The organism is Brasilonema bromeliae SPC951, assembly GCF_012912135.1.
GTDB lineage: Bacteria > Cyanobacteriota > Cyanobacteriia > Cyanobacteriales > Nostocaceae > Brasilonema > Brasilonema bromeliae.
In genome coordinates this window covers 12,312-29,430 of the sequence record NZ_QMEB01000031.1, presented here as the reverse complement: position 1 = coordinate 29,430, position 17,119 = coordinate 12,312, and the positions used below count along the sequence as shown (strand labels likewise).

General features: G+C 37.4%; 13 protein-coding genes. All 13 read left to right on the top strand.

Going from position 1 to position 17,119, the window contains the following annotated elements; all coding sequences use genetic code 11:
* The first annotated feature begins 982 nt into the window (after nucleotides 1-982).
* The 13 genes from DP116_RS06360 (at nucleotide 983) to DP116_RS06300 (ending at nucleotide 17,071) form a co-directional block, all read left to right on the top strand.
* On the top strand, nucleotides 983-1,432 hold the full coding sequence (locus DP116_RS06360; RefSeq protein WP_169154376.1) for a hypothetical protein: 450 nt from the start codon (nucleotides 983-985) through the stop codon (nucleotides 1,430-1,432).
* A 51-nt stretch (nucleotides 1,433-1,483) separates the two neighbouring features.
* Nucleotides 1,484-3,682: a GumC family protein gene (locus DP116_RS06355; RefSeq protein WP_211173115.1), complete on the top strand. Its 2,199-nt coding sequence runs from the start codon at nucleotides 1,484-1,486 to the stop codon at nucleotides 3,680-3,682.
* Nucleotides 3,683-3,782: 100 nt separating this feature from the next.
* Nucleotides 3,783-4,625 carry a class I SAM-dependent methyltransferase gene (locus DP116_RS06350; RefSeq protein ID WP_169154371.1) on the top strand — a complete coding sequence of 281 codons (843 nt, stop codon included), beginning with the start codon at nucleotides 3,783-3,785 and terminating at the stop codon, nucleotides 4,623-4,625.
* Nucleotides 4,626-4,819: 194 nt separating this feature from the next.
* Nucleotides 4,820-6,637 (top strand): ABC transporter ATP-binding protein, encoded by a 1,818-nt coding sequence (locus tag DP116_RS06345; protein WP_169154370.1) that lies wholly within the window; start codon nucleotides 4,820-4,822, stop codon nucleotides 6,635-6,637.
* A 488-nt stretch (nucleotides 6,638-7,125) separates the two neighbouring features.
* Entirely contained in the window at nucleotides 7,126-7,569 is a 444-nt protein-coding gene (locus tag DP116_RS06340; protein WP_169154369.1) for a cupin domain-containing protein, read from the top strand.
* A complete protein-coding gene (locus tag DP116_RS06335; RefSeq protein WP_169154368.1) occupies nucleotides 7,566-8,681 on the top strand; it encodes a DegT/DnrJ/EryC1/StrS family aminotransferase in 1,116 nt (371 codons plus the stop codon). The genes DP116_RS06340 and DP116_RS06335 overlap by 4 nt, the downstream gene beginning before the upstream one ends.
* 256 nt (nucleotides 8,682-8,937) lie before the next feature.
* Entirely contained in the window at nucleotides 8,938-9,954 is a 1,017-nt protein-coding gene (locus tag DP116_RS06330) for a glycosyltransferase family 2 protein (protein WP_169154367.1), read from the top strand.
* Nucleotides 9,955-10,177: 223 nt separating this feature from the next.
* The gene (locus DP116_RS06325) at nucleotides 10,178-10,948 is read left to right on the top strand and encodes a class I SAM-dependent DNA methyltransferase (protein WP_169154366.1); all 771 of its coding nucleotides are present in this window, start codon (nucleotides 10,178-10,180) and stop codon (nucleotides 10,946-10,948) included.
* Nucleotides 10,949-10,976: 28 nt separating this feature from the next.
* Nucleotides 10,977-12,134 carry a glycosyltransferase gene (locus DP116_RS06320; protein ID WP_169154365.1) on the top strand — a complete coding sequence of 386 codons (1,158 nt, stop codon included), beginning with the start codon at nucleotides 10,977-10,979 and terminating at the stop codon, nucleotides 12,132-12,134.
* 134 nt (nucleotides 12,135-12,268) lie between these two features.
* On the top strand, nucleotides 12,269-13,201 hold the full coding sequence (locus DP116_RS06315) for a glycosyltransferase family 8 protein (protein ID WP_169154364.1): 933 nt from the start codon (nucleotides 12,269-12,271) through the stop codon (nucleotides 13,199-13,201).
* 42 nt (nucleotides 13,202-13,243) lie between these two features.
* On the top strand, nucleotides 13,244-14,158 hold the full coding sequence (locus DP116_RS06310; RefSeq protein ID WP_169154363.1) for a glycosyltransferase family 2 protein: 915 nt from the start codon (nucleotides 13,244-13,246) through the stop codon (nucleotides 14,156-14,158).
* Nucleotides 14,159-14,392: 234 nt separating this feature from the next.
* Nucleotides 14,393-15,679 carry an O-antigen ligase family protein gene (locus tag DP116_RS06305; protein ID WP_169154362.1) on the top strand — a complete coding sequence of 429 codons (1,287 nt, stop codon included), beginning with the start codon at nucleotides 14,393-14,395 and terminating at the stop codon, nucleotides 15,677-15,679.
* A 144-nt stretch (nucleotides 15,680-15,823) separates the two neighbouring features.
* Nucleotides 15,824-17,071, top strand: coding sequence for a glycosyltransferase family 4 protein (locus DP116_RS06300; RefSeq protein ID WP_169154361.1), 1,248 nt, complete (start codon nucleotides 15,824-15,826; stop codon nucleotides 17,069-17,071).
* Nucleotides 17,072-17,119 lie beyond the last annotated feature (48 nt).

The window sequence follows — 17,119 nt, the reverse complement described above, 5'->3', positions numbered from 1 at the left end:
TATATGGCTAAGTATAATTTCCTGCTAGCATATATAGAGAAAGTCAAAAAAGATTAAACTCTATGCCATAACTGGCGAATGCTCAACAGTCATAATTATCAATCCCCCAATAGTTTTATTAATTCTTCAAACATTAGACTGAACTCAGGTAGTTGCAAAGCAATATGTAGTACGATACAATTACTGAGAAGAATGACTACTTACTTAAGCTCTAGAACAATTCTGGCAATCCGTTTGGCAAACTTTTTATCAATTGAGTAAGGCTTATGATGGTCAAAATCTGTACTTTGTTTTTACTTTTGGAGAGAATTTCAAACAAACTTCTGCTTACAATCAAATGACAACAGAGATTTGTTATACTCTAAAACATGTTGATTACACGTTAAACATATCTAGTTTTCAACTGTATTCAGGATATGCAGTATTTATTTGAGGCTAAGTTTATGTAGAGTATTAGGGAAATAGTAGCAATCTCTATAGATTATCTGGTATCGGTTCACTGGATATATGGTTGTCAAAAAATATCTGATTATTGTTGATGTCCGGAGTTGGGCTTTGATGGTCTTTTTGATCTCAGTCCCTCCAACGTAGCCTCATAAGAAGGCCGAATCAGAGAAATAGTGTAACTAAAATCAAAAACGTTCAAGCTCACGGTCTATCCAGTGGTATGAAAGTTTTTAATTCTACCTAACAACCTAGGCTCATACCTCCTTAATAGGTTAATTTCTTGGCAATGGAGTGTATTTTTCAATTTGATTAAGTGAGTCACAAATGACGACCCATGATAGAAACTTTCTTTTGCCTTTAAGAAAAAATCCGACTACTGATTACTAAGCTGTTTGTCGGTAACTATTTATTTGATTTTAATGACACAGGAGATTTTAAAGTAGTAGGTGTTGGGTGATACGGTCTTCCTAACCGCAGTTTCTCCAACGTAAGCTTATTTTGCTATGTGGTGTATTTACCGATGCTGGAGGTCAAATTGCATAGAAGATGTAACCGAAATCGGAACCGTTCAAAAAGACGGGCGATCTACTGTCCAATTCATGGGTGCTATCTTGAGAGCGTTAGTCAAAAGTATCCTCTATTTGCGGATCGTGCTGGACAACTCCAGCAACGGGGAATTAGCCGACAAAATGCTTTGATTTTGGTAGCGGCCAAGACTGCGGTTTGTCTGGAAGGTGAATGGTTGGAGGCATTTTGGTGTGACCAATGCCAACAAACCAAATGGTACCATGTTAAAAGGCGTGTTACTAAAACTCAAAACAAGGAGAGTTGCACCTATGAGGTATCGATAGTATCTCCAGAACTTTGGCAACAAGCGATAGGGGTCATTCACCCAGAGGGAAATCCTTCCGTAGGCGAGTTTACTCGCAGACATGCACAGATGGTTAGCTATAACGGAAGTAAAGATTTCCAGTTTGGAGATTGAGTGCGTCAGACAATACCAATCATAAATGCGATAGGAAAATCAATGTCTGCTATGGAGCCTGTACCAAACTCTGAAGAAATAGATTTTCAAAAATACTGGCTGATCCTGCAAAGACGCTGGCTACCTGCAGTAGGGGTTTGTGGTGTTGTTGTGACCCTTGCATCCTTACTTGCATTCTCATCAAAACCCACGTTCAAGGCAGAGGGAAGTCTGTTGATTAAGACGAATCGTACCTCCTCTCTAACAGGTTTGGGGGAAGCGATTGGACGGCTTGATACTTTAACTATGGAAAGTAATCCGTCCGAGACTCAAGCGAAGATAGTGGCATCCGTTCCAGTGATTCAGGAAACTATTGCAGAACTTAACCTCAGAGATGATAAGGGCAAAGCCATCACAATTGAGGAATTAACCAATTCACTTAAAATCAGCAGTCTCAAAGGAACTGAAATCCTGCAAGTTTCTTACATTGACAAAGACCCAAAACTGGCTGCGAGAGTTGTCAATAAGGTCATGCAGGCTTACATCAAAAATAACATAGAAGCGAATCGACAAGAGGCAGTCTCAGCCCGCAAGTTTATTCAAAAACAACTACCGACAACTGAGGTATCTGTAAAACAAGCTGAGTCAGCGCTGCGTCAATTCAAAGAGAACAATAAAATCATCACCCTTCAAGAAGAAGCCAGTGCTGCAGTTCAAGCGATCGCCAAATTAAATGAGCAAATTTCTCAAGCCCAGGCTCAACTAGAAGATGTCACTGCTAGGTCACAAAAGTTACAGGCTCAAGCGAAAATTGATTCGTCGCAAACTCTAACCAATTCCTCATTGACTCAGGCATCTGGAATTCAGCAAGTGCTGACTCAACTACAGGAAGCACAAAGCCAGCTTGCAGTTGAGCGTACTCGTTTGAAGCCAGAACACCCTATTATTGTCAACTTGGAAGAAAAAGTTGCTGCTCTCAACAGCGTGCTACAACAGCGGATGAAGCAGGTCACTGGCAGCAATCAGCAAATTTCTCTAGGGAATTTACAGAATGGCTCTTTGCGAGAAAAGCTACTGGAAGATTATGCTGGCACGGAAGCACAACGCGTTGGTTTAGTCAAACAAATCGCTACATTGTCTAACCAACGGACTGTCTACAAAGAACGAGCAAACATCTTGCCCAAGCTAGAACAGACTCAGCGGGAACTTGAGCGGAAACTCAAAGCGGCTCAAACGACTTACGAAACACTCTTGACAAGACTGCAAGAGGTTCAAGTAGCAGAAAATCAAAATATTGGAAATGCTCGTGTCATCTCCCCTGCCTTGGTACCTGATAAATCAATTGGGAGTGGAAAAATTCTGATTATCGGGGCTGGAGGGATTTTAGGTGTCCTGTTTGGTGCCGTTGCTGCCTTTGCTTTAGATACAATTGACCCATCACTTAAGACAGTTAAACAAGCTAAGGAATTGTTCAAATACACCTTACTCGGGGTCATACCTTTAACAGGTAGAAATCAGAAGAAGAGTTTGAGAGTGCCAGAGGTGGATCAATCAATTCCCAAGGTGATTGGTAGAGACATTCCCCACTTCCCTGTTGGTGACGCCTACCAAATGCTGCAAGCCAACTTGAAGTTTTTAAGTTCGGATAGGGAACCAAGAGTTATTGTGGTGACAAGTTCTGTGTCTGGTGAGGGTAAATCTGAGGTAGCAGCAAATTTAGCTATGGCAATGACTCAAGTGGGGCATCGGGTTCTGCTGGTCGATGCCGATATGCGTCATCCAGTCCAGCATCATATTTGGAATTTGACGAATGCTGTAGGTTTAAGTCATGTCATAGTTAATCCGGATACACTTAATGTCGCCTTACAGGAAGCCATGCCTAACCTAGACGTTATTCCCTCTGGAGTTGTACCTCCAAATCCAGTGGCACTATTAGATTCTAAGTGTATGGCTGCACTTGTTAGCTCGTTTACAGAGGAATATGATTTCGTCATCTTTGATACCCCTCCTTTAGGAGGAGTCGCAGATGCTGCGGTTTTAGGCAATCTAGTTGACGGTATATTATGGGTCGTTCGTCCAGGGGTGGTTGATTTTTCGAGTGCCAATGCGGCTAAAGACTTTTTGAAACAGTCAGGACACAATGTGTTGGGTATGGTGATTAATGGTGTGAATGTCAAGAGTGAGCCTGACAGCTACTTTTACTACACAAAAGAAGCAGTTGATTCGAGTCGTAGTGTGTCTCGACATTCTGTAGTTGTAAGACGGAATTAATGAGGAAGCTTTAGTAAAGACCATAGGTGATAAGTTCAGAGTTGATCGCCTTTGTCAATAAACAGAACAGTTAATTTCATTAATGGATAGAGATTCAATAATGACAGAAGCAATTTCTAGATCCAAATATCTGATTAAGCGATTGATTTTCGTTTTTGATCCTCTCTACGTCTCTTTTTATAGAATATTTAATAACTACTATGCTCCGATTCCGCCGATGGAAAATAGGGTCAGAGTGGGTGCTCACTACAAGATTGGCGGTTTCCTGAAAAGTGGAAGAAATTGCTATGAACCAATTAAAAAGTCAATTGTGACTTATCAAAGCAATCAAATCAATCATTTAAAGATCTTGGATTTTGGTGCTGGGTGTGGTAGAACTCTGCAATTTTTTTATCCAGACATACCTAAAATCTTTGCTACCGATGTTGACTCTTCAGCGATCAATTATTTATCAAAGGCATTTCCGGAGGCAAATGCTAGTTGTAATCAATACGACCCTCCTTTAAAGTATGATGATAATTTTTTTGATACTGTTTATTCTGTTTCAATATGGACTCATTTGCCAGTGTCAAAGCAAAAACCTTGGCTCAATGAAATCTCTAGAATTTTAAAACCTAATGGATTAGCCTTAATTACTGTTTTAGGAGACTTTTCTTTAACTATAAAAAAAACAAAAAATATGAATCTTGATGTCACACCTGAAAAACTCGAAAAAGAGGGAATTTTATATTTAGAATACCCAGGAGTTAATCTCTCTTCTGAAATGAGAAACAAACTCTTTCCAGGAATAGACCAATCTTATGGTACAACCTATCACTCCGAAAAATATATTCGTGAAGAATGGAGTGACAATTTTGAAGTTTTGGACATACAAAAAGGAGTTATAGACAATCTTCAAGATTTAGTGATTCTAAGGAAAAATGGTTCTAGTAACCTTGCTTGATATGTTAGCAGACAAAATTATACCTAAGGTTAAGGTAAAGGCAACGGTTGACTAAGACAATCAAAATTCGGAATGGTTATGATTGGTGAATCATTATTGTTGCTCAAGCTTTTCATTGAAGCTTCTTGATTCAGCTGTTATATCAAATCCTTGAAGGTACAAGATTGGAGTGTTAATCTAATTAACTAAGTAAAATGAAAAAATATTTTTCAAAGTTTTTATACGTTATATCGGCGAAAAAAAGAACGATTTTTATTCTCTTATGTTTATTTTTATTAATTTCTGTCTTGGATGCTTTAGGTATTGGACTAGTAGGACCGTTTATGAGTTTAGCCACAAACCCAGATTTAGTTTTTAAAAGCTCTTGGTTAAATTGGGGCTACGTGAATTCAGGTTTTCAATCTACTAGTCAATATATTGCTCTACTCGGTTTGGGAATTATTATTATTTTTGGCATTAAATCATTATTGTACTTTCAAGTTCAAAGATACATTTATGATTTCAGTCTCACTCAGCAGGGATTACTTAAACTCAGGTTACTGCATGGTTATTTAACAGTTAATTACACTTATCATTTAAATAAAAATAGTGCTTTATTAATTCAGAATATCATTCACGAAACTTTTCTTTTCTGTTACTCTGTCACACTTCCTCTTTTGAGTTCTGCAGCAAATAGTGTTGTTGTATCTGCTTTGATATTGCTGTTACTGAAAACAGATTTTTCGGCGACAGCTAGCATTTTGTTAATGCTGACATTGGCATTTGCTTTTTACAATAAATTTAAAGACCAGATGGCTTATTGGGGTAAAGAAGGCAGTGAATCAGATACTGAAATGATTCGGATTATCAATCATAGTGTAGGAGGATTAAAAGAAACAAGAGTTATAGGTTGCGAATCGTACTTTGAGAGTCAGATGAACATACAAGCTCAGAGACACGCATTGACAGGTAGTTTATTTCAAGTTTTTCAAAGCTTACCACGTATTGCAATTGAAGCACTTCTAGTTACATTTATAGTATGTTTCATTTCTGTATCTTTAGTATTCAATCAAAATCCACAAAACCTAATCTCAATTTTAAGCATTTTTGCCGTCGCCTCAATTCGCTTGATTCCAGCGGCTAGTCAATTAATGTCTGCAATTGGTACATTAAGAAATTCAAGCTACTCACTGAATAAGTTGTATTTCGATTTGAAAGAATTAGAGACCAATAAATTAGAAAGTATAAAATCTATAAAAAGTTTATATAAATCAGAGTCCAATGTTACGATTGGTAAATCAACTTCCATTCAAAAATTAAATTTTCGTAACGTTCTAATTCTTAACAAAATCAATTATTCTTACCCTAATGTTTCAGAAAATGCGTTAGAAAATGTTTCTTTAACTCTTAAGAAGGGTCAATCTATTGCTCTTATTGGTAAGTCTGGGGCAGGTAAAACAACTTTGGTGGATGTTATTCTAGGTCTGCTGATACCTAATCATGGAGATATTAGAGTTGATGGAGTGTCAATATATGATAACTTACGCTCTTGGCAAAATTTGATTGGCTATATTCCGCAATCTATTTTCCTAATGGATGACACGATCGAGAGGAATATTGCTTTTGGTGTTCTGGATGAGCAAATTGATTCACAAAAATTGCAAAAGGCAATTCAAACTGCTCAACTTGAAGAATTGATTTCGCAGCTCCCTGATGGAATAAAAACTGCTGTTGGAGAGCGTGGGGTACGGTTGTCTGGTGGTCAGCGCCAACGGATAGGAATTGCTAGAGCGCTTTACCACCAAAGAGAGATTTTGATTTTAGATGAAGCGACATCAGCATTAGATAATGAAACAGAGAACCTGATTTCTGAGGCAATCCGGTCATTGAGTGGTACAAAAACGTTAATTCTTATTGCTCATAGACTTTCCACTGTCGAACATTGCGATCGCATCTATGTACTTGAGCGTGGAAGGATAGTCAAGTCAGGAAATTATCAGGAGGTTGTCTTGGGACAAACTATCTCATCCTGAAGTTTTCTGTAAATAAGAAACACTGAAAGTTGAATGAAATCAAATTCTGGAAATTGGTTATTATTGCATTCTCTCTGAGTAAAGATTTGAACATAAATTTACAAGCAATAAGTGTTTACCTGGATTCATGTAAGTAGTTCAATGGAATAAGATGAGAGATAACAAGCTGCAATTTATTGTAATTCTGAACTTTTTCGGGAGTATTAATTGTTCAGAATGCTGTCTATAAAAATACATAATGATATCGACTTTATCCAAAAATAACAACGCCAGCCTTGTTTTTTGGCAAAAGTTATAGCCAGTCGCACAAAACTTTTTCCATTGTGAGGAATTCTGTTGACATCAAAAAACTTAATTTCACTGAGAAATCAGGGTTTGAGCATACGCATTTGCGATTTGTGAAAAATGCATAAAGTAGAGCTAGTCGGCTGTCTTTTCAGATGACGCTAATGGTATTATAAATTACCTATACTCGACTTGAATGAATCATGATAGAACAAATTCTCTACCAGGATCAGTTACTTGCTGTGATTATTTCCCATAAATTTGACAAACCAGGGATTCACTTCTTCACACCCAACGAACTTTCCCAACAATTAGCGTATATGCACCATCCAAAAGGAAAAATTATTCAACCTCACGTCCATAATGCCGTACCTCGTGAAGTGCTTTATACTCAAGAGGTTCTTTTTCTCAAAAGAGGCAAGTTGCGTGTTGACTTTTACAACGACCAACAGAAGTATCTAGAAAGCCGAATGTTAGAAGCTGGTGATGTAATTCTTCTAGTCACTGGTGGGCATGGTTTTGAGGTGCTTGAAGAAGTCGAGATGATTGAGGTTAAACAAGGTCCTTATTTGGGAGAGCAGGATAAAACCCGGTTTGTGGGCATTTCTGCAGAGTCAGCTAAAATACCAGAGTTGAGTCAGCTATGAAGCCAATTCCGGTCAACGAGCCACTTCTAGATGGAAACGAGAAGAAATACTTATTTGAGTGTATCGAAACTGGTTGGATTTCTTCTGAAGGACCCTTTGTTAAACAATTTGAAGAACAATTTGCTGCCAGTGTAGGATGCAAATATGGAATAGCTGTCTGCAACGGTTCTGTTGCTCTTGATGCAGCAGTTGCAGCATTAGGAATTGGCTCTGGGGATGAAGTCATTCTGCCCACATTCACAATTATTTCTTGTGCGGCGGCGATTGTCCGTGCTGGTGCTGTACCAGTAGTGGTAGATTGTGATCCCCACACCTGGAATATGGATGTTAACCAAATTGAGTCCAAAATTACACCCAGAACAAAAGCTATTATGGTTGTTCATATCTATGGGTTACCTGTGGATATGGATCAAGTGTTGGGCTTAGCCGACAAGTATGGGCTGCACATTATTGAAGATGCTGCCGAAATGCACGGTCAAACCTATAAAGGACGCCGTTGTGGTAGCTTAGGCACTATCAGTACTTTCAGTTTTTACCCTAACAAGCACATCACCACAGGCGAGGGGGGAATGCTGCTGACTAATGATGAGAAGTTGGCAGAACGTTGCCGTTCTTTACGCAATTTGTGCTTTCAACCCCAAAAACGCTTTGTGCATGAAGAGTTGGGTTGGAATATGCGAATGACTAACTTACAAGCAGCGATTGGCGTTGCTCAGTTAGAGCGTTTGGATGAGTTTGTAGCACGTAAGCGACGGATGGGACAAATTTACACAGAGTTACTTGCAAATATCTCTGACGTACAATTACCGTTGCCGCTGACTACATATGCAACAAATATATACTGGGTGTACGGTCTAGTTCTGAAAGACAATGTAGCGTTTGACGCTCAAGAAGCGATGCAGTATCTTGCGAAGCACAAGATTGGTACTCGTCCTTTCTTTTGGTGTATGCACGAACAACCTGTGTTCAGAAAGATGGGATTGTTTGAAGAAGAATCTTGCCCGGTGGCAGAAAACATCGCTCGTCGAGGTTTCTATGTTCCTAGTGGACTGGCACTCACGGAGGAACAAATGACACAGGTGGCACTGGCAGTTAAGGACATGTTGAAATAAGGAGAATTCTCAAAAAATGAAACAGGCTTAAGTGGATGGGCGTGAAGAAACGGAATTATGTAAAAATGTGTAAAGGAGAGATTGCAGTGAGAATTTTTCTTACTAAGGCGCAAAAGCAGAGAGTGGAGGAGTTACCGCGAGCATTGAGCGTTTTCGATTTCATTCCACTGAAGTTGTTTTGAGCGATGATCGCAAGTGTCTATTTACCTTTGTTTACATAACGTTGTTTATTCCCGCCTATCTACTTAAGTCATATATGATTTCAATTATCATTCCTACATTAAATCGTGCGATCTCCCTGAAGTTAGCAATCAATTCTATTTGTCAGCAAAACTTCTCACCTGATAAATTTGAAATTATTGTGGTTGATAATGGTTCAACTGACAATACCAAACAAGTTACAGAAGCTGCTATTGCTGCATACCCTTTTCATAAAATCCACTATATTTACGAAGTTGAACCAGGATTGTTATCAGGTCGTCATAGAGGAGCATTGGAAGCAAAGGGTGATATTTTAATTTTTGTAGATGACGATATTGAAGCAGATGTCAACTGGTTGCAAGCAATTCAAGAATCATTTGATGACTCTAGTGTGCAAATTGTGGGTGGGCGTAATTTACCTAAGTACGAAGTTGAACCACCTGAGTGGCTAGAGTGGTTTTGGTTAGAGCATCCCTACGGTAAACTCTGTGGTTATCTGAGTTTGTTAGATTTTGGTGACCAAGTTCGAAACATTGATGCTAACTATGTTTGGGGCTTAAACTTCTCAATTCGTAAAAGTGCTCTTTTCGAGCTTGGTGGATTTCATCCTGATTGTATTCCTAAACATTTGCAGTATCTGCAAGGAGATGGAGAAACAGGGTTAACTCAGAAGGCTAACTCCCAAGGATACAAAGCCATTTATCAACCTAAAGCCTTAGTATTTCATAGTGTTCCTAAAGAAAGAATGACGTATGAATACTTTGAGCAGCGTTCTTTTTATCAAGGAGTTTGTGATTCTTACTCAAATATTAGGCAACCAAATGAGAAATTAGAGCAGGTCAGTCTAATTAATAAAATTAAACAACCTTTGAGGTTTTTGAAAAAAATAGGTCTAAAGTTGTTTCGTAAGCAAACAGAAAAGGATAAATTGAATGAGCGTTTTTTGAAAGCTTATCAAAGGGGATACCAATTTCATCAAAATAGTGTCTTATGCAATCGGGAATTACTAGACTGGGTTCTCAGGAAAGATTACTGGAATTACCAATTACCAGATATATGTATCAACACATAATGGGGCAGATATGTCATCTTCTTTCTTAAGCAGTTTGGCGATTGAGTTTTTAACGAGTAGGTGGTGGAGTTGGATATAAAAACAAGCGATCGCGACGTAGTCATGATGTCAATCAATATTTTGCAAGATTAGAGTTGACTCTTGTATCATTCCTTTTCATCAAGATAACTCCGTTCTCTTTTCTCACGAATTTTACTGAAAACTTAAGTTTGGATGATTGATTATGAGTATTTTTAACAACTATGCCCGTTACTATGATCTTCTCTACCTAGATAAGGATTATGTTGGAGAAACGAAGTTTATTCAACAGTTAATTCAAACTCATGCACCAAATGCACAGAATATTCTAGAGTTAGGCTGTGGTACTGGAAATCATGCAGTTCTCCTAGCAAAGGAAGGGTACCAAATTCATGGGGTGGATTTGAGCCAGGAGATGTTACGAAAAGCTGACAGCCGCCTCTCCCAACTCGATCCAGAATTAGCTTCTCAACTGAAATTTACTCACGGAGATATTCGTCACCTCAGGCTGAATCAGACATTTGATGTCATCCTCTCTCTTTTTCATGTCATCAGCTACCAAACTACGAATGAGGATTTACTCGCAGCTTTTACTACTGTCAAGGAACATTTAAAGCCAGGCGGAATTTTTGTTTTTGATATATGGTATGGACCTGCAGTGTTGAGCGATCGCCCGAGTGTCCGCGTCAAGCGACTAGAAGATGAAGAAATTAAGGTCACTAGAGTTGCGGAACCTGTCATTTATCCTAATGAGAACTTGGTAGATGTGAACTATCAGATTTTTATTCAGGATAAAACGAGCGGTGCGGTTGAAGAGATTCAAGAAACCCACCAAATGCGTTATCTGTTTAAGCCAGAATTAGATCTGTTGCTTAAAGATGTTGGTTTGAAAATAATTAATGATATGGAATGGATGTCAAGAAGAGCATTGGGGTTTCATACGTGGGGTAGCGTTTTCGTTGTCGATTTCTTGTAATTAATCATCACATTGATAGAGTAAAGACATGAGATCAAAAAAATTACTAATAGTCAGCCCATTTCCTAACGATCAGGATTTATATCCTCATTTGAAGTATCTGATTGATGAACTATCTGTTCATTATACAATTGACTATTTTTATATGGAGGAACGAGGACTTTGGATAGAAAACATTATTTATGATGTTATCAGAAAAGGTAAAATCTATTCATCATTGAAACGTTTATACATTTTAACAAAAGATGTGTTTCGTTTACACAAAATTAAATTGGGGAAGACAAAATATGACGCTGTTGTAGCTGTTGATAACTTTTTATATGTTCTTTCTTCGTTCATTCTGAAACAAGAAGTAGTTCTTTGGAGTCATGACTTACTAGGTTATGATGAACCAAGAAACTATTGTAGGACTGCTTTTATTCACAGGGTAATAGCTAAGTTTACAAGAAAAAGTTTGGCAAAAAATAAAAAATTAATTATCCAAGACAAAGAACGTCTAGATTTTTTATTGGAAAGCATTGGATATAAAGGTACTTTAGACAATGTTTTCTTTTTGCCTGTATCCTTACCACCTATACAAGTACCCAAAAAAGAACTAAAGAGCAAAGCTAAAGTTCCTACATTAATGCAGTCTGGTTCCATTGCTAGTTGGCGTGGTAGTGATGATTTAATACAATACCATCAACAAAACTTTGATAAATTTGATTTGTTCCTTCACGGCTTCATTTCAGATGAAATCCAAGAACTATTAGGCAAAGTAGAAGTTTTACCTCTTATAAGTTCTTTCAAAGTGTTACCTGATAAAGTACCTCAGTTGATTCAGCTGTGTGATATAGGTTTTATCAACTATGCTGTTGAAGATCTAAATCATTTCTATACCTCAAATGCGTCAGGTCAGTTTGTAGAGTTTATTCGATGTGGAAAACCAGTCATTGTTAAGGGTCACACTAATTTGCAGCAATATGTAGAAGAAAAGAAAGTAGGAGTCTCTATAATCTCAATTGATGAATTAGCTTCAGCTATTCAAAAAATTAAAACTCATTATAGTGAATATTCCTATAACTGTATAAAAATCTTTGAAAAATCTTACGATATCAAAAATTATACTGAAAAGCTTATAGTCTATTTAGAAAAAGAAAACTCAAGTTATGAATCACCGACATATCAATTAACCAGATATTTCTGACCAATGATTCCTTGATGGTACAAGCCCCCGGATAAATCCTTTGGAACGAATCCATAAGTTAAGATTCAAAATTGTCTGACAACTGTGTTCTGAGTTCTTTCTTGGTACAACTTACTTAACAACAAAAAAATACAATGGTCACTCCTTCAAGCAAAGAATCTATTATTGTTGTTTGTGGTGCTGATGATAGATATGCAATGCCTTTGGCAGTTGTCATTTGTTCAGTATTAGAAAATCTCAGCAGTAATCGCCACTGTACTTTTTTTATCATTGATGGAGGTATCAGTAAAAAAAATAAAAATAGAATTTTAAAACTAACTGATTCAAAGCAATGTCTTATCAACTGGTTACAACCACCTGATGCCATGCTTAATAACGTGATATTATCAGGTCATATCACAGTTGCGGGATATTATAAGATACTTATTCCTGTTCTTTTGCCAGATTCTTATTCCAAAGCAATTTATCTTGATAGTGATTTAATAGTAAAGGGTGATTTGGCGAAATTATGGGATATCAACATCGAGGATAACTATCTACTTGCCGTACCAGATATAGGAATACCTTATGTGTCCTCACTTTATGGACTAAAAAACTATAAAGAACTGGGAATTCCCTCACACCAGAAATACTTTAACGCAGGAGTTTTTGTTCTCAATCTTGAGAAGATGCGAACAGAAAACATCAGCATGCAAGTGATTCAATATCTTCAAGACAACAAAGAACATATTCGTTGGCACGATCAAGATGCACTAAATGCTGTGCTTGCAGGTAAATGGACTGAACTTGAACTCAGATGGAATCAGCTTCCTAGCATATATAATAACTCTTCCTGCGAAGATAGCCCATTTTCACAAGAAGAATGGACAAATGCTCTAAAAGATCCCTACATTATACATTTTGCGTCAAGTAGTAAGCCTTGGAATTCTACTGTCTATCATCCAGCAAACGACTTATTTTTTCATTATGTTGATAAGACACCGTGGGCAGGGTGGCGGTTTACGATTCTAAGACGTATTTGGATAAAACTCATGTTAAAAATAGTAACGACGATGAGTAAAGCTTAATAAGAAAAAGAAAATGGTGACGACTTCAACAAAAGAATCTATATGGAAACTCCTATAGCATTTATCATCTTCAAAAGACCTCATACAACTGAAAAAGTATTTGAAGCAATCCGCCAAGCTAAACCACCAAAACTTTTTGTGATCGCAGACGGATCCCGTGCTGAACATCCTGGTGAGGCAGAAAAGTGCGAAGCTACTCGTGCAATTATAGAGCGAGTTGATTGGAATTGCGAAGTTATCAAAAATTACTCTGATACCAACTTAGGCTGTGCAAAACGTGTCGTCAGTGGTATTGATTGGGTTTTTAGCAATGTTGAAGAGGCAATTATTTTAGAGGATGATTGCGTACCTCATCCTACATTTTTCCCCTTTTGTGAAGAATTACTTGAGAAATATAGATACGATTCCCGAGTTGCTTCAATTTCCGGGTCAAATTATCAGTTAGGTCATAGACGAACAAATTATAGTTACTACTTTTCTATCTACAACCACTGCTGGGGTTGGGCAAGCTGGAGACGGGCTTGGCAGGACTTTGATATTTATATGAAGCTTTGGCCACAGATTCAAGCGGAAGGTTGTCTAAGCGATATTTTAGAAGACTATAAGGCAGTAAGGTATTGGAGTAATCTTTTTCAGTCTGTTTTTGAAAACCCTTCAGATCAAATTTGGGATTATCAGTGGACATTTGCGTGTTGGATACAGAGTGCTCTAAGTATTATCCCGAAGGCAAATTTAATTTCTAATATTGGCTTTGGTTTAGAATCGACTCATTTCACTTCTAAAAAAGTAAGCCCTTACATCAATATGCCTACAGAGGTAATGGAATTTCCTCTCAAGCATCCACCCTTTATAGTTCGCAATCTAAAAGCAGATAAATTCACACAACAAACGTTGTTTAAGCAAACAGCGTTTCAACTTATTAAACAGAGAATTAAAAAGCTCATCAAACCCAAGTAAAGTCTGGAATCAAAGTATGAGCAAAATTTTCTGCTATAGGAAAATATCAGTCTTTCATTAATTAATGGAAAAAGTAAATATTACATGTGGATAAAAATACTAAAAATACTCGATTAAGATTGACTATAATTGTGCTCATCCTAATGTCATTGCACATAACCTTTTATAGCCACTTCCATTGATAACGATTTGAATTTTCGCAAGCGAACTGACAAAGCTTGCTCCAAATAAAAAATGAAAATTAAAATCTTTTACATTCCTATATTTTTATTAGTGGCTGACCTTCTCTTATCGCTCCCTCAATTTAACTTACGTGTTATTGGAGCGCTCAGAGTAGCTTTTATTCCGCTTTTAGTCCTTGTCTTGATTGAGCAATTAAGAAAAGTTGATGAGAAGAGAATAAGATTTACAATTAGTATGAGCTGGCCATTGCTACTACTTCCAATACTTTTTTTGTTCCAAATCGTAGCAATTCCTTCATCTGCTGTATCAACTCATCTTTCTGGTTGTACAAAATATATTTCTTGGTGTCTGTTGTATCTGTGTGGGCTATTGAGTCTAAACAGTCAAACAACTCGTCAAGTCAGACATATTTTGCTGTTGACATTACTATTTGTATTTTTAGCAACTATTGTTCAGTATCCAATACTCCTTCAGCGTTCCTCTGAGAGTTTATCCAGTATTATTTCCTCCTATGGTCATCAGGAAGACAAGGATATTTTTGGTCTATTTGGAGCTGCCAATGAAGATGCTAATAGCTTAATGACTTTATTTCCGCTTTCCCTATTCTATATCAGCCAAAAACGAGGTTCCAAAAGAAACTTATGGAAGGTTTTTCTTTTACTATATATCCCTATAATTTTGTTCTTTAATGGTACAAGAACAGCCCTGTTTATAACATTTCCACTCGTTATTTTTTTATTCCATTTTAGTCTTTCTATCAAAAATTTAATCAAACTTGTGCCATTTTTAATTACCTTTGTTTTGATATACAGTCTGTATGTGGCTGACTTTGCTGGATCCTCTTTTTCCAAAGAGTCTGAAGGTGAAGGAAGTTGGGGATTCCGTGTAGAGAGAGTATGGGTTCCTGCAAGTAATTACACATCTGAAAATTCACCTCTTTTTGGTTTTGGTTCTCGTGGTTGGGAATATGTTTGCCTTATAAATGGTATTGTAAGGGGTGCAGGAGAATTAAATGAATTTGAAGTTGTTCCTTCACATAATGTATATGTATGGAGTTATGTATCTTGGGGATTTTTTGGACTTTTTATATATATAGCCTTTCTACTTACTCTATTGAAAGAATCTTTTCAGTTGTCAATATTTCCACAAGAAAAAGAGGTAGCCCTGTTCGGACAAACATTATTTTGTTGTGTTGTAGCATATTGTATATGGGCATCGATTTCTAATGCATATATTGAATCAGGGTGGGATATTTTGTTTGTGCTCGGAATTCTCATAGCTTCGCTTAAAATGACAGTTTTACTCAATCAAAACAGAACTTATTTATCCAATAGATAAAGATGTTTTTAAAAAAGCTTTATTTTAGATAAATATCCGTACCTCAAAATGATAGGCAAACTTATGCGAAAACAAGATGCTTTCGGCGTGGATGAAAATGTTATATAAAATAGCAATTTATTAGAGAAAAGAGGGAATTTATCTATGAAAGTTTTACAGATGAGTACTTACGATGGTAGAGGAGCAGGTCGGGCTGCATATCGACTCCATCAGGGTTTACAGAAGATTGGCATCAGTTCCCAATTTTTAGTGCAAGCGAAAAATAGTGATGATGAAACAGTTATTGCTCCACACACTAAGTTAGAAAAAGGAGTTGCCAAGCTTAGACCATCTTTAAGTAGACTGCCGCTGAGTTTTTACCCCCAGCGAGAACTGACTGATTATTATCCCTCGTGGCTTCCAGATACACTCCGTCCTCAAGTTAAACAACTCAATCCTGATATTGTGAATCTGCACTGGATTTGTAATGGTTACTTGGAGGTTGAAACCATTGCGAAGCTAAATAAGCCTATAGTCTGGACTCTTCATGATATGTGGGCATTTACGGGGGGCTGTCATTACAGCCAGAACTGCGATCGCTACATGAATTCCTGTGGCGCTTGTCCTCAACTTCGCAGCCAGAAAAACATGGATATGTCTGGTTGGCAATGGCAACGTAAAGCTAAAGCCTGGAAAGAAATCAATCTCATATTAGTTTCTCCTAGCGCCTGGCTAGCTAAGTGTGCTCAAGCGAGTTCTATTTTTAAAAATGTGAGAGTTGAGGTCATTCCCAATGGTTTGGATACTACGATATATAAACCAATTGACCGCAGAATAGCACGACAAATACTTAATTTGCCTCAAGAGAAACAATTAATTCTTTTTGGAGCTATGAATGCAATGCACGATAAACGAAAAGGATTTCACCTATTGCTCTCAGCATTGCAATCTTTAATGAAATCTGAATGGCGAGACAGAATAGAAATCGTGATATTTGGTTCTTCACAATCAAAGAATGAAGTCGATTTAGGATTTAAATCTCATTACTTAGGTAAGTTGGAAGACAATATTTCATTATCTCTGGTATACGCAGCAGTAGATGCTTTTGTAGCACCATCCATTGAAGATAATTTACCTAATACTGTGATGGAAGCTCTTGCGTGTGGCACTCCCTGTGTTGCTTTCAAAATCGGTGGTATGCCTGATATGATTGAACACCAGAAAAATGGCTATTTATCTCATCCATACATAATTGAAGATTTAGCCCAAGGAATTACCTGGGTTCTAGAAAATAGAGAACGACATCAGAAGCTATGCAAATATGCTCGTGAAAAAGCAGAGCAAGAGTTTACTATACAGATTCAAGCTTCTCGTTATTTATCTGTCTACACTGAAATTATGGATCAACATTAGGGAGATGTATCTCTTAACGTCATTTACATTCATGAGTGATGAAAAGAA

Excerpts from the sequence above, each read along its gene's own strand:
- DP116_RS06330 (WP_169154367.1), top strand. The coding sequence starts at position 8,938 with ATGATTTCAATTATCATTCCTACATTAAATCGTGCGATCTCCCTGAAG.
- DP116_RS06325 (WP_169154366.1), top strand. The coding sequence starts at position 10,178 with ATGAGTATTTTTAACAACTATGCCCGTTACTATGATCTTCTCTACCTA.
- DP116_RS06315 (WP_169154364.1), top strand. The coding sequence starts at position 12,269 with ATGGTCACTCCTTCAAGCAAAGAATCTATTATTGTTGTTTGTGGTGCT.
- DP116_RS06340 (WP_169154369.1), top strand. The coding sequence starts at position 7,126 with ATGATAGAACAAATTCTCTACCAGGATCAGTTACTTGCTGTGATTATT.
- DP116_RS06350 (WP_169154371.1), top strand. The coding sequence starts at position 3,783 with ATGACAGAAGCAATTTCTAGATCCAAATATCTGATTAAGCGATTGATT.
- DP116_RS06320 (WP_169154365.1), top strand. The coding sequence starts at position 10,977 with ATGAGATCAAAAAAATTACTAATAGTCAGCCCATTTCCTAACGATCAG.
- DP116_RS06345 (WP_169154370.1), top strand. The coding sequence starts at position 4,820 with ATGAAAAAATATTTTTCAAAGTTTTTATACGTTATATCGGCGAAAAAA.
- DP116_RS06310 (WP_169154363.1), top strand. The coding sequence starts at position 13,244 with ATGGAAACTCCTATAGCATTTATCATCTTCAAAAGACCTCATACAACT.
- DP116_RS06300 (WP_169154361.1), top strand. The coding sequence starts at position 15,824 with ATGAAAGTTTTACAGATGAGTACTTACGATGGTAGAGGAGCAGGTCGG.
- DP116_RS06335 (WP_169154368.1), top strand. The coding sequence starts at position 7,566 with ATGAAGCCAATTCCGGTCAACGAGCCACTTCTAGATGGAAACGAGAAG.
- DP116_RS06305 (WP_169154362.1), top strand. The coding sequence starts at position 14,393 with ATGAAAATTAAAATCTTTTACATTCCTATATTTTTATTAGTGGCTGAC.
- DP116_RS06355 (WP_211173115.1), top strand. The coding sequence starts at position 1,484 with ATGGAGCCTGTACCAAACTCTGAAGAAATAGATTTTCAAAAATACTGG.